The sequence below is a fragment of the Sphingomonas sp. PvP018 genome, assembly GCF_017876865.1.
GTDB classification, from domain to species: Bacteria; Pseudomonadota; Alphaproteobacteria; order Sphingomonadales; family Sphingomonadaceae; genus Sphingomonas; species Sphingomonas aerolata.
In genome coordinates this window covers 2309833-2322047 of the sequence record NZ_JAGIOU010000001.1, presented here as the reverse complement: position 1 = coordinate 2322047, position 12215 = coordinate 2309833, and the positions used below count along the sequence as shown (strand labels likewise).

Sequence of the window (12215 nt, the reverse complement as noted above, 5' to 3'; positions counted from 1 at the left end):
GAACTACGGCTCAGTCATCGCTATCTACTGGATTATCATATCAACGGCTTAGACTCGGAGTGCCTCATGGAGAACGGTCAGAAATCCGAATCCGTTCCGGAGCAGGAGGACGTTCCCAGCCCCGGTTCGCTCTTCGACCTCCCCATGGGGCGGCATCTCCTCGTCGGCTACGTGGGCCAGCGCGCTCTCCTGAACGATGCGAGGACCCATCACCCCTGGCTCGTTCAGGAAGCGGACGGCAGTCTGCAGCTGCCGATGACGGCCAGCCTGAAGGCCATGCTGCACTCCGGTGAGGCACGTCCCGTGCAGAGCGCAGGACCGGCGTTCACCCACACCGAGAAGCTGAGTGTCGAGATCGATCTCCTTGACGCCAACGGGATCAGCCAGGGCGACAAGGCCATCTGGCAGTTCCTCGTGAGGGCCTGGACCGCCGACCTGATCGCTCGCTTCGGCCCCCACGACGATCCTTGCCGCATCCGTCGCTGGCGCGCGGACCTGCGCAAGGCGGCGAAGGAACAGCTGCCGGACGCTCATTCCTCGGTGATCACGGATCGCTGCCGGTGATCGGCCTGAAACCCGGCGATCGACCGCCAAAGAGCGCCGGCTCGAACCCGTAGCCCGGGTTCGACGATCCAATCAGGCGAAGACGGCAAGGCGCCGGTCCGATGCGGACCGGTGGCGGACCCCGCGCGCCTGCCGAGCGGCAGCGACGCCGCACGAACGATCGCCCGAGAAGGGCGGAAAGGCCGAACCATGACCTGCGATACGACCACGATCGATCCCACCCGCGACGTCCTCGCGGACGGCGACTTCCTGTTCACCGCCGGGAGGCTCCACCGAATGAACCTCCGCACCACCGACGGCGTCGAGATGGGGGCAGGCGGGTTCGATCCCGCGAAGATCGACGCGGTCGAACTCCAGCACATCCCGCTGGAATCCGGGGTGGCCCCGTCCGCCACGATCGTCCTGCCTGCGGATCGGATCCTCGAGATGATCTCCGATGGAACGGCCGACGTGGTCCCGGCGGTCATCGGCGTGACGCATGCCGGCTACGCCGCGCTCATCGACGGTCTCGTCGCATCGTGGAGCATGAACAACACCATTCCCTACCGCTCCCCGGGCAGGAAAACGTCGTTGGAGAGGGTGTACCTCCGCCTCCGCGACATACTCGCCGAACTGGCCGCCCCAACACGAGCGGCGTCCGAACGGCACACCGTGAGCGGCCCGGCCGATCGGGAAGCGTGGCTCGAACCCGCCTGACGGAACGCGGCGCGCGGCGCCGCTCGAACGACCCTGAACATCCAAGAGGAAGACCGACATGATCCAAGCTCATCGGGCCGGCGCGTTTCACGCGTCCAAGCCGTTCCTCTCCTTGCCGGCGGCCGGCATCGTGCTCCTCCCCGCCGCGGGCGAATCCATCGTCCTGTGCGGCGTCACGATCTCCGCCGTCGAGGTGACGGGCGCAGACCCGTTCTACCTGATCTCGACGGTTTCGGCCGCGGAGGGCGATCACCGTGGCTGAGATCCAGAACCATACCGCAGGCGGAACCGACGGCCGCCCCGGGGGTGGGTTCGACGGCCCCAGGTTCGACGGCGACGGACTCCGCCGGCTGATCTCGGGGCGGGCCCGCGACGGAGCCTTCGACGTGAAGGCGACCTTCTCGCAGACCGGCGGCGCACTCAGGACGCTGATCGGCTCCACCCACAGGCACCCCATCGCGCTCAACCGTGATCCTCAGTGCGCATACGGCAATCCGACCGAGGGCGTCACCGAGCGGGACCTGTCCCGCTACTTCACCGCCCACCCCGACGTGGGGGAGCATCTGACGCAACCCATGAAGCTGGAGTCCACCCGCTCCGGCCGCCGGATGATCTGGTTTCCCGACTACTGGGCGCAGTTCCGGGACGGCACGCTGGAGATCGGCGAGGTCAAGATTGATCAGACGCAGATGGACGACGAGTACATCGAGAAGATGACGCGGATGCGCGAGCACGTCGAAGCCCTCGGGTGCCGCTACCGCCTGCGCTATCGCAAGGACATACTCGGCGGCGTCGATCGTCAGCACAACGTCGGGATGCTGCACTTCGACCGCGACGCGGACTTCGAGGACCATCATCTCGATCGGCTCACGATTCTGAAGGGGCTCTCCGACCTTCGCTTCGGCGACGTCAAGGCGGTACTCGACCCGGACTCCGACCACCGTGCATCCGCGATCGCCAGACGGTTCGTGTGCATGGGACTGGTATGGGTCGACATCGATCGACTCATCACCGACGACTCGCCCGTCGTCGTGCGTGGACGCACGGCCTCCATGACCCTGTCGAGGCTGATGTGAGCCAGCAGCCGAGGAGCCGCGGTCGGTCGTTCGCTGGCGCGGACCTGTCGCCACCGTCATCGTCGGGCTCGCTGCGCGATCTGATCCGCGTCGGTACGATGCTGACGGGCTTCGGCCGGGTGTGGACCTATCGCGGGTTGGACGACGACGCGAAGTGGCGACTGCTGGCGGACGGCGAGCGCCTGCGTCTCCCCGATCCGGCGACCGGCATCCCGGTGCATCCCGGGGAGCCCGCCATGATCGAGGCGTTGCGTTCGGACGTCCTGCGGATAGTGGCCTCCGTGCCGGTCAAGCCCGCTCGCGCGATGATGCGCAGGCTCGAGAGGGGCAAGGACACCGTCCTCGCGGCCGATCCGACGGCGGAACTCCGGATGGCGGTATGCCGCCGATGGGACAGGGCCAGGCGGCAGGGCGACAGGGGCGCCACCACGAACAATCTCTACATATCGCGCTGGTTCGCGAAGGAGTTCGCCGAGGACGCGCTGATCAGACGCTTCGGCACGCCGACCGCGACGACCCTGCGGACCTGGGTGAACACCAGGGGCTTCCGGAATGATCGCCGCTGGTGCGACATGGAGGCCGTTCCGGGGCAGGGCGATCGTTCGCCCCGCGTCCGGGGCTTCTCCTTCGAGCTGGCGCACTGGCACGCCAGCCGAGCCGCGGTGAACCCGCTTCAGACCTGCGCGGGCGGGATGCGGGCTTTCCTGCGTGACTACAACCGGGCCGTCAGCGGACGCCCGCTGAAGATGGACCGCTTCGAGCACGCCGAGCGGGACCTGTCCGCCCTGAAGCGCATGGACCGTACGACCTTCCGAAAGCTCTACGACATGCTCGGTACGGCCGCGAACGCACGACACAAGACGTCCTACGACGCGGTGAAGTCGCGCCGCGGGGGCGGGGGCCGTTCCATCGAGACCTCGCGGTGCTGGGAACTCGTGCAGATGGACGAGAAGGAGGTCTCCGCCCATCTCTTCGTCGACGAGCGCAGACGCATCCCGCTCGGCTGCGGCTCGACCACGATCGCCGTCGAGCAGAAGAGCACCGCCATCGTCGGCATGGACGTCACCTGGGAGGCGCCGAGCACGGCCAGTGCGATGCGCACGCTGCTGCATGCGACGTCGCTGAAGGAGGTTCCTCCCGAGTTCGTCGAGCACTACTCCGACCTCCAGTTCGTCTGCTCCAAGATCGGCGGTCTGCTCGTCGACAACGGGTCGCAGTTCATCGGGGACGCAGTCCAGGACGCCGGCGGCGACGTCGTCATGGACGTCATCCTGGCAGGAGTCCGAAAGGGGACCGACAAGGCTCTCGTGGAGTCCCGGCACGCCATCATCGGTCGGATGGTCGACGACATGCTGCCGTCCCACAAGCTGCCCATAGCCACCCTCAGGGAGTGGAACCTGGATCCGGCCGGGAAGACCGCTACGGATCTCGCGATGTACCGCGCGTACTTCTGGCTGGCGGTGTCGATCTACAACTGCACCCGTCGCCCAGACCTCGGAAACCGGTCGCCCCTCGACATACTGATGGAGGACCGACGGCTCCACGGCAATGCCCTCCCGGCCGACGTGGAGCAGTTCAAGCGGGCCATGTCCGCACAGGTCGCGTACCGGGTGATCGGCGGCAGCGGCGTGATCGTCAACGGACTGCGGTACGTCCATCGGTCGAACCACGGGGCACTGCTCGACAGCTTCGTCCTCGCGTCCGCGGATCGGCGTCGGACCAAGAACCTGCGGTTCGACGCCAAGATCAAATGGGATCCGTCCGATCTCTCCGTCGTCTGGGTCCTCAATCCCCGGCTCGGGGAATACGTCGAACTCCACTGCACGAAGGAGAGGTACGCCTCGGGCCTGTCGCTGAACCTGCACCGGATCATCGGTCTCGGCTTTCCGGACGGCGATGCCGACGCCGTGGCCGAGGAGAAGCTGTTGGAGGTCCGCGGCTGCGTCGAGGACAGGATCGAGCGCGACCATCCGGAAGCGCTCGCGAAGACCGAGACGGCGCACGAACGAGCCCTCGCCGATCCCCGTACCTTCGCAGTCCTGGCGGATCGCTTCGTGTCCGAGTTCGTCCCGCCGTCGACCACCGGTGCCGACGCCGTGGCGCACGCGATGAACATGAAGCGCCCCGATGCCGCGAACAGACCCGTCCGCGCCAAGCGCGGATCGGCGGAGAACGACCTCGACGCCAATCGGGACGACCGACCCGATGCGACGAGCGCATCCGAGGCGAAGGCCCGGGGCAAAGCCGCCGCTCCGAGCGACGACCGTGACCAGGCACCGGACGGGCGGAACGACGGCACGAGCACGTCCGGATTGCAGGGTGCGAGCGGGACGCCGCCGGACTCGGAGTCCGAGGGGGGGAAGCCGGACCGCGGAAATTCATCATTCGACGTCTATTGAGAAGGAGCAGTACCATGGATGAGGACAAGTTCAGGCGCATCGAAGCCGTCGGGAGAGCCGAAGCGGAGTTCCGGGGAATCAGGATCGACCTGGCCGATCAACGGAAGCTGGCTGCGGTCGGACTGGAGATGCTGTTCACCAGCCTCCATTCCCCGGTCGGAGAACCCCGGCCCGGCATGATAGTGTCCGAACCGACGGGAGCCGGCAAATCGGCTGCCGCGAACAGGCTGGTCGCCATGGCCGAGCAGACCGCAGGCACGCCGCCGGACAAGGGGGCGGCCAGGCGCATCACGTTGGACACGCTCGGCACCGTCAAGTCGGTGTGGTCGAGTATACTCGAGGGTCTCGGCGACCCGAACTACGATAAGGGCAACGAGACGCTGCAGCGCAAACGGGTCAAGAAGGCTTTGGACCGCGAAGGCGTCCACGTCCTCATCCTGGACGAGTTCAACCACGTGGCCGACTCCTCGCAGGGAAAGCGCGGTGCCAACGCGATCAAGAACCTGCTCAGCGACGGATGGGTCTCGATCATAGTCATGGGCACCTCCGAAGAACTCGACCACATGGTCGACAACGACGCGTTCGACAGGCGCATGATTAAGTCGCCCGGTCTGCCGGCCCGGACGTGGAAGGAGGATTTCGAATCGTGGACGAAGTTCCTGGGCGAACTCGACGAGGCGATAGTGGCACGCCGCATCCTCACCGGAAGGGCCGGGCTCGACGGAGAGGCCGTCGCGAGGGAGCTCTGCTCGGTGTGCTGCGGAATGGTCGGCGACGCCCACTGGATCGTGCTCGAATCGCTCAAGGACGCGGTTCGGCACGATCTCCCGTCGATGACGCTCCGTGACCTCGCAGCGAACGGCGATGCCCTCATGCGGAAGCGGAAGAGGGGCGGGACCAACGGCCTGTGGGCTCTGCTGTCATGAACCGCGACATCGACCGGGTCTGGTGGCCCCAGACACCGCATGCGGACGAGTCGCTGCTGGGGTTCTGCGTGCGGACGATGGACGCGAACCTGCTGCCGCACCTGCCGGCGTTCCTGGCTCAGGTGGGGCAGAAGCACCGGAACAGGCACGTCGACATCGTCCGCGGCGACGCCGACCCCGCCGTGATCGCCACCGTACTGGGCGTGGCGGAAACCGAGATCGCCAAGCGCAGAGGCGAGCCCTCGGGCGAAGGCATCGTCCATCGCGGGATCGGCATGGACGCCACGGACCTGTGCACGCGCATCCGCAGGTTCGCACCCATGTCTCTCCGTAACGACGGAATACACCGCGGCGAATGGTGCATCCGGACGCTGCCCTTCTGTCCGGCATCCCTTGAGATACTGCAGTCGACCTGCACGTGCGGACAACGTCAGGGGTGGACCACCTCCCTTGGTCCCGAACGCTGTCAGGAATGCGGGGCGGCGCTCGAGAACGTCCCCTCGATCCCCACCCGGTCCGAGGACGCGCCCGCGCTCCGTTCGTATGCGGGACTGTTCTCGCTGAGTGGCGAGACGAACGCCGACGCCGTGAAGGGCCTTCCCGACGAGCTCCGCGAGTTGCCCCGCGGCGAACTCGTCGAACTGGTGCTGGCGTTCGTCCCCGTCGTCGAGCGTGGTCTGCGGACCGTGAGGCGCGACGACTGCTGGCTGCACGATGGGCCGTCGTTCACCTCCGCGATAGCGCGCGTCTGGCGCCTGCTGAAGGAATGGCCGCGATCGCTGACCGACCGGGGGTTCGACGTCGAGGACGTCGGTCTCGCCGTCGGACGGTCGTCGCAGTTCGACAGGCTCAGTCGTCTGCTGTCCTCGAGAACGCCGGCCCGCACCGCGAACGCCAGCGACGTGATCCGGAAGGCGGCGACGAGCATGGCGGTTCCCGGCGTAGGCGATCGACACGCGATCGATTTCCGAGAGGCCGCCGAACTGACCTCGGTCTCGGCCGGCAAGCTCCGCGGAGCCCGCCGGCGGGGCGAACTCGCGACGCGACACGTCCTGCGACGGGGCGAGGTCGTGCCGGTCCTCAGCCGGACGGAGATCCGGGAACTGGCCGACATGGAGTCGATCGGAGCATCGGTGCTCGGCGTGAGCACCCATATGCCGAGATACGCGGTCGCGCAGCTCGCGACGGGCGGCATCATCAGGGCGGTGCCGCATCCGTTCGTCCGCGAGCGCTACGGTCTTCGGATCGAAGCGAAAAGCGTGGAGGATCTGATGGACCGCCTCGAGCATGCGTCCGTGGACGTCGGGTCTGAGGCCCTCACCCTGACCCTGGCGTCCGCGATGTCCGTGGTGGGTGGGCGAGAGAAGCCCTATCTGGAAGTGTTCGAAGCGCTGCTGGACGGGCGACTTCCCTTCACTCTCACGGCCGGATGCGGAAGGCTCACCCGTCGCGTGCGGATCGAACGAACCTCGCTGCCGGCGATTGGAACGATGACCAGCGAGCACACGGGACACTACGACCACTACGTCCTGGACGATGCCCGCAACGTGCTCAATCTGCACGGGCGGGATGCCGGAGCGCTCGATCCGCATCGCAGCGGTACGAAGCATTCCGCGGCGATCTTCGATCGTGGACTGGTGCGTTCGCTCGCCGAACGGAACATCGCTCTGGGCGAGGCCGCACTGCGGACCGGCGCCCACCTCCGCACGGTCATGGGCATCCTGAACCGCGCGGGCGTCCGCTCTACCGCTCTGGGATGGGACCGGGCGGCGGCGGAGGCCGTGCTGGGCATTCAGCCGTGTTGACGCACGGCGGCGGCCCGGGACTCCACAAGGCGCCCGTCGGGCTCCTCGTCGAGCCGTTGATAGCGCCAAAGCTGACCCAGATGAGAAACGCCAGCGTGAGCGCAGATCGGATCCGGGCTCGGGGAACCTTCGTGAACGCGTTGATCATAGGCCTTCAGACCGTCATCGCGACCTGAGTTGATGCGACCGTACATCAGCTCCTGGTCGGCCGAGTTTGCCGCCAGGTACTGCATCACGATGGGCATGATCTCCTGGAACAGGTCGATCTTGGCTTGGTCGTCTACCTTCATGATGTCCGCGGGCATGCTGGCGTCCTCCGTTCGTGACATGTATTGCTCGGAGCCGGGAAGCGAAAGGCGGGGCCGACTGGTCTCCCCGTTATCGGAGGCGTCATGAACCACCCTCGAGAATGGTTTCAGCCCAAGATGGTAGGCCTCGGCTGGACGCCTCGAACCTGGGAGGGCTGGGCGATCATCGTTGCCGTGGTCGCGATCGGCGCCGTTGTCGGGCGGATAGACACCTGAACCAGCGGCGCGGCTGAGGCATGTTGCGTGGACCAGCAAACGGGGCTTAGGCTTCCGCGATGGATAACACCGCACCGTCGCTCGACCTGTTCACCCGCCTCGAGATCGCGTTGGAGGAACGCAACGAAGCCGCGGACGCCTTCGACATGTTCAAGCAGGACGCCGTGATGGCACATGCGCCGGCGCCCAGCGACGAGCCCGCCATCACCAGCGACGACGCGGCGGATGCAGCCGCCGGGGAAGTCGACGAGTTCAGCGCCGAAGTCAGGGGCTTGTTGAACGATGCATCCGACGCGGATCTGACCACAGCCTACGAGCAGTCGGGCGGGGCAGTGGGCCACCCGGTAGCCGAAGCGCTGCTCGGCGAGCTCAAGCGTCGCAACTTCGGAAACTGATCGATGTGCAATCGCGCCCGGTTCGACGGCGAGCCCGAGACAATCACCGAACGGTTCGGCGCGGAATGGCTTGCCGACAAGCCGATGGACAACCGGTTCGACCCCAAGGAACTGCGCCCGTTCGGTCGGGCGTACGTCGTGCGCAACGAAGGCGATCGCCGCGGGCTAGACGTGATGGAGTGGGACGTCCTGGCGGGGCAGGCGAAGCAGGCCGGTCGCAAGGTTGCACAGACCAACGTGCGCACGCTGCATCTGCCGCAATGGCGGTCGCTCGTCACCGATCCAGCCAACCGCTGCCTGATCCCGCTGACGGAGTTCTGCGAATGGGCTCGCGAGCCGACCGACCTCGGCGACGGCAAGAAGCCGATCAAGGGGGAGATGTGGTTCGGGGTGACCGACCAGCCCGTTTTCGCGATCGCGGGTTTCTGGCGGCAGGTCGGCGAACAACGCTACTTCGCGATGGTCACTTGCGACGCGAACGAACTGGTGGCGCCGATCCACCCCAAGGCGATGATCACGATCCTGCGACCGGACGATCACGAGCGGTGGCTGACCGGTAGCTACGACGACGTGCTGGCGTTGCAGCGGCCATATTCGGCGGATCAGATGACGGTGCGGGGGCCGGTGTTTCCGACGCGCACGCCGACGCCTCGGTTGATCTAAGCACGGCCAGCTTCGTCCGGCTCAGGTTTTCGCCAGACCAGGTTGGGCCGGGTCGACCTTCACCTCCGTGTCGCTGGGTTCGAAGCGGATCGTCCAACGGGGGTAGCCTTCCGGCGAAACTTCGATGTCAGGCAGGCCGATCGGATCGGTTCCGGTTTCCACCCAGCCGGCACCGTGGCACCGATCGCATGCCGTTCGCCTGCATCGGAAGCTGACGAGATCGATCTCGGTGTTCCATTGCCCGCGGCCCTTGCAGACCGGACACATCGCATCGAGGCTGCCATTGCGTGGCTGAAGCGGCACGACGTCGAACGCGTGGGGGCTGTCGGGTCCATCGCAGAAAACGATGTTGCTGGCATGGCTCATGACCGCTTCCTCGTTCTGAACTCCAGCGAACGCAAGACCTTCAGCACTGGCGGCACTATCCTGCGCGGACCGTCGGCACCTGAGCGATGTCTGTCGTCCATGCTGGCGACCGCATCTCCGATCGCATCTTCCACTCGCGCTTGAACCCCTGCGATGCCGTCACGGCCGTCCACGTGCCGAACCTTCCGTTGATCGCATCGAGCGCGCCCATCAGTCGATCGCGCTTGGCCGTATCCTCTTCGAACAGCGTGCGCGGCCGCTCGTCCTCGGGAAGCAGATCGTCGAGCATGATGCCGGCTTTCGTGTAGGCGTATCCGTCGCGCCACGCCTTCTCAGCACCCCGCCTGGCCGCCGCGATCAGCTCGAGGCTGTCGTTCGTCATCGGGTGCAGCGTCACCATTCGCGATGCGCCGTATTGGGGGTGGTCGGGCTTGTGCTTGTTCGTGTGGAAGAACGCGGTCAGCCGGGCCGCGACCAAGCCGTGCGATCGCAGCTTCTCGCCAGCCCGCAGCGCATATTGTGACAGCGCGCCCATCATCCGCTCGAAGTCGCAGATAGGGGTTCCGAACGACCGGGTGACGGCCATGCCCTTCCGCCGCGGCTCGACCGCTTCCACAGCATTGGACGGGACGCCGCGCAGCTCGGCTACCAGCCGCTCAAGGACGACCGTCCCGACGGCGCGCGCCTGCTTCATCGGCATGTCACGCAGCGCTCCAGCGGTGTGTATCCCCAAGTCGGTCAGCTTGCGTGCCGTCGCACCGCCGACGCCCCAAACGTCACCGACGGCAAAGGCGTGCATCACATCGCGCCTTACGCCGTCGTCACGTAGATCGGCCACCCCGTCGAACTGCGGGTTCTTCTTGGCTGCGGCATTCGCCAGCTTCGCCAGCGTCTTGGTCTCCGCGATGCCGACGCAGGTGGGGATCGTCGTCCATAGCTGGACCTGGGCCCGCATCGCATTCGCGTGGGCAACGAGATCGCGGCCCTCAAATCCCGCCAGGTCCAGGAACGTCTCGTCGATCGAGTATATCTCGAAGTCGCGGGCGAAGGATTCGCATGCGGCGATCACCCGACGCTGCATGTCTCCGTACAGCGCGTAGTTCGATGACCGGACCTGAATGCCGTGCTCCCGCACCTTGTCGCGCAGATGGTGGATGGGGTCGCCCATCTTGATGCCGAGCGCCTTCGCCTCCGCGGACCGTGCGATTGCGCATCCGTCATTGTTTGACAAGACGACGACCGGGACCCCGATCAGGCTGGCGTCGAAGGCGCGCTCGCAGGAGACGTAGTAGTTGTTGCAGTCGATCAGGGCGATCGGCGGGCTCATGCCATCTTGCGGGCAACGCCGACGACCGTGCCCCAGATCTCGACATGCTCGTCGACCAGGATGTCTGCGAACCCTTCGGCCTCGGGGACGAGCCAGTGACGGCCAGCGACGAAGCGCAACCGCTTCAAAGTCCGCTCACCGTGCACCAGCGCGACGACGATCGCGCCCGTCCTCGGCGACTTGGCGCGGTTCACGACGAGCAGATCGCCATCATTGATTCCCGCGCCGGACATGGACCGTCCTTCGACGCGCATGATGTAGCTGGCAGCCGGGTGCTCGACGAGCCACGCGCCCAGATCGATCGGCTCTTGCATGTCGTCCTGTGCCGGGGACGGAAAACCGGCTGGCGTGTGGACGAGGAAGAACGGCACCTCGCACGGCACCAGCTCGAACGGGACATCGTGAAGCCGCAGCGCGCTGTCACGGCGGTTCAATAGCACGACGACCGGGCGGTATTGGTTGGTCGGGGACATGACCTAGAGGATCGCGACGAAGAGAAGTTGCTCATGCTGCGTGGTCAAAGCCGATCGAGCATCCTGCGCGGCGCCGACGGCTTGCCGGTACTCAGCGGTCCCGAACCGTTCGGCCTCGTCGAAGCTGAATGGCACCGGATCCTCAGGTGGATGGACATTGTCGTATATCGCGCGGGCAGCCGCTCTCAGCCGCAGATCGTGCTGCATTTCGATGCTCCATCAGTGTCGAGTCGCCGCGAGCGGCATGCCTATAGCTAGGCGCGATCCAGTTTGATTCGCAAGAACATTGCAAGAACATAGGGTTAATGCGATTGGCCAGCCGACCATACGAGGACCGCGAGCATGACTAATCAGGACGACCACGAGCAGGAGCCGACGCCCGCTTTCGGTAAATGGCTGCTGTCCCAAAGGGACCGGGGCGACTGGGTGGACGGCATTGCCGACGCCGCACGTGCCGATCGGACATTTCCGAAGAACGGTGACCCCGAGGCGGTGCGAACGCATCTCCGCAAGCAACAGGCCGACGGCGATGCGTTCGCGGCGATCGACGACGCCGAGAGCGACTGGATGGCGCTTTAAACGGTGCTGCTCGTCATCCTGGCCCTTTCGGTAGGGACGCCAAGGACAACGTCCTCCTGCATAGTGACGCGCGTTCAGGATGGTGGGAGCGCTGGCCTAGGGTTGCTCGCACACTCATGCGCCATTACGCCGCATCTATCGTTCGAACGATCGGTATGTGCGGTATTTAACTTTCTCCACCCCCTCGGTCGACTGCAATTAGCTTGTACAGGCTTCGGTAAGTCGTTCTAAGTAAACAATATCCAAGTGCAGTAATTAGTTTGTCTTGGCACGCGTGCTCCTTTGACAGCGAAACCGGATCTCCGCGACAGGAGCACGCCTTAGGCTTTGCCTTGGCGGCGGCAGACAGCCGTGTTTCCCGGGAATGTGAGACTGAGCTGCGTGGTGCGCGTAACGCCGCTGGAATGCGGGTGCCGCTTTGC

The 12215-nt window shown here is 65.8% G+C and carries 16 protein-coding genes; 11 read left to right on the top strand and 5 right to left on the bottom strand.

Going from position 1 to position 12215, the window contains the following annotated elements; genetic code table 11:
* The first annotated feature begins 66 nt into the window (after nucleotides 1-66).
* The 7 genes from J3A66_RS10200 to J3A66_RS10170 all read left to right on the top strand — a co-directional run bounded on the left by J3A66_RS10200 (nucleotide 67) and on the right by J3A66_RS10170 (nucleotide 7466).
* Nucleotides 67-564: a hypothetical protein gene (locus tag J3A66_RS10200; RefSeq protein ID WP_209568656.1), complete on the top strand. Its 498-nt coding sequence runs from the start codon at nucleotides 67-69 to the stop codon at nucleotides 562-564.
* 111 nt (nucleotides 565-675) lie between these two features.
* Complete coding sequence (locus J3A66_RS10195; RefSeq protein WP_209568654.1) at nucleotides 676-1260, top strand: hypothetical protein; 585 nt, start codon at nucleotides 676-678, stop codon at nucleotides 1258-1260.
* Between the two features lie 58 nt (nucleotides 1261-1318).
* Nucleotides 1319-1522: a hypothetical protein gene (locus J3A66_RS10190; protein WP_209568652.1), complete on the top strand. Its 204-nt coding sequence runs from the start codon at nucleotides 1319-1321 to the stop codon at nucleotides 1520-1522.
* Nucleotides 1515-2336, top strand: a complete 822-nt coding sequence (locus J3A66_RS10185) for a hypothetical protein (protein WP_209568650.1) — start codon at nucleotides 1515-1517, stop codon at nucleotides 2334-2336. The genes J3A66_RS10190 and J3A66_RS10185 overlap by 8 nt, the downstream gene beginning before the upstream one ends.
* Nucleotides 2333-4735 carry a hypothetical protein gene (locus tag J3A66_RS10180; RefSeq protein WP_209568649.1) on the top strand — a complete coding sequence of 801 codons (2403 nt, stop codon included), beginning with the start codon at nucleotides 2333-2335 and terminating at the stop codon, nucleotides 4733-4735. The genes J3A66_RS10185 and J3A66_RS10180 overlap by 4 nt, the downstream gene beginning before the upstream one ends.
* A 14-nt stretch (nucleotides 4736-4749) precedes the next feature.
* Nucleotides 4750-5661: a TniB family NTP-binding protein gene (locus tag J3A66_RS10175; RefSeq protein WP_209568647.1), complete on the top strand. Its 912-nt coding sequence runs from the start codon at nucleotides 4750-4752 to the stop codon at nucleotides 5659-5661.
* The gene (locus J3A66_RS10170) at nucleotides 5658-7466 is read left to right on the top strand and encodes a hypothetical protein (RefSeq protein WP_209568644.1); all 1809 of its coding nucleotides are present in this window, start codon (nucleotides 5658-5660) and stop codon (nucleotides 7464-7466) included. Before J3A66_RS10175 ends, J3A66_RS10170 begins: the two co-directional genes overlap by 4 nt.
* Here the strand turns inward: J3A66_RS10170 and J3A66_RS10165 are convergent.
* Nucleotides 7454-7771, bottom strand: a complete 318-nt coding sequence (locus J3A66_RS10165) for a hypothetical protein (RefSeq protein WP_209568642.1) — start codon at nucleotides 7769-7771, stop codon at nucleotides 7454-7456. The two genes, J3A66_RS10170 and J3A66_RS10165, sit on opposite strands and share 13 nt — an antisense overlap.
* A gap of 87 nt (nucleotides 7772-7858) precedes the next feature.
* Between J3A66_RS10165 and J3A66_RS19445 the strand changes: the two genes are divergently transcribed.
* Genes J3A66_RS19445 through J3A66_RS10155 form a run of 3 tightly spaced genes read left to right on the top strand, consistent with a single transcriptional unit; the run spans nucleotide 7859 to nucleotide 9048 of the window.
* On the top strand, nucleotides 7859-7990 hold the full coding sequence (locus tag J3A66_RS19445; RefSeq protein WP_281064164.1) for a hypothetical protein: 132 nt from the start codon (nucleotides 7859-7861) through the stop codon (nucleotides 7988-7990).
* A 59-nt stretch (nucleotides 7991-8049) separates the two neighbouring features.
* Nucleotides 8050-8385, top strand: a complete 336-nt coding sequence (locus J3A66_RS10160; RefSeq protein ID WP_209568640.1) for a hypothetical protein — start codon at nucleotides 8050-8052, stop codon at nucleotides 8383-8385.
* Nucleotides 8386-8388: 3 nt separating this feature from the next.
* A complete protein-coding gene (locus tag J3A66_RS10155) occupies nucleotides 8389-9048 on the top strand; it encodes an SOS response-associated peptidase family protein (RefSeq protein WP_209568638.1) in 660 nt (219 codons plus the stop codon).
* 21 nt (nucleotides 9049-9069) lie between these two features.
* Here the strand turns inward: J3A66_RS10155 and J3A66_RS10150 are convergent, their stop codons facing one another.
* Genes J3A66_RS10150 through J3A66_RS10135 form a run of 4 tightly spaced genes read right to left on the bottom strand, consistent with a single transcriptional unit; the run spans nucleotide 9070 to nucleotide 11421 of the window.
* Nucleotides 9070-9414 carry a hypothetical protein gene (locus J3A66_RS10150; RefSeq protein WP_209568636.1) on the bottom strand — a complete coding sequence of 115 codons (345 nt, stop codon included), beginning with the start codon at nucleotides 9412-9414 and terminating at the stop codon, nucleotides 9070-9072.
* Between the two features lie 55 nt (nucleotides 9415-9469).
* Entirely contained in the window at nucleotides 9470-10741 is a 1272-nt protein-coding gene (locus tag J3A66_RS10145; RefSeq protein WP_209568634.1) for a Y-family DNA polymerase, read from the bottom strand.
* A complete protein-coding gene (gene umuD, locus J3A66_RS10140) occupies nucleotides 10738-11214 on the bottom strand; it encodes a translesion error-prone DNA polymerase V autoproteolytic subunit (RefSeq protein ID WP_209568632.1) in 477 nt (158 codons plus the stop codon). The genes J3A66_RS10145 and umuD overlap by 4 nt, the downstream gene beginning before the upstream one ends.
* A 3-nt stretch (nucleotides 11215-11217) precedes the next feature.
* Nucleotides 11218-11421, bottom strand: coding sequence for a hypothetical protein (locus J3A66_RS10135; protein ID WP_209568630.1), 204 nt, complete (start codon nucleotides 11419-11421; stop codon nucleotides 11218-11220).
* A 135-nt stretch (nucleotides 11422-11556) separates the two neighbouring features.
* On the opposite strand from J3A66_RS10135, the gene J3A66_RS10130 reads away from it, so the two are divergent.
* Nucleotides 11557-11793 carry a hypothetical protein gene (locus J3A66_RS10130; RefSeq protein WP_209568628.1) on the top strand — a complete coding sequence of 79 codons (237 nt, stop codon included), beginning with the start codon at nucleotides 11557-11559 and terminating at the stop codon, nucleotides 11791-11793.
* Nucleotides 11794-12215 lie beyond the last annotated feature (422 nt).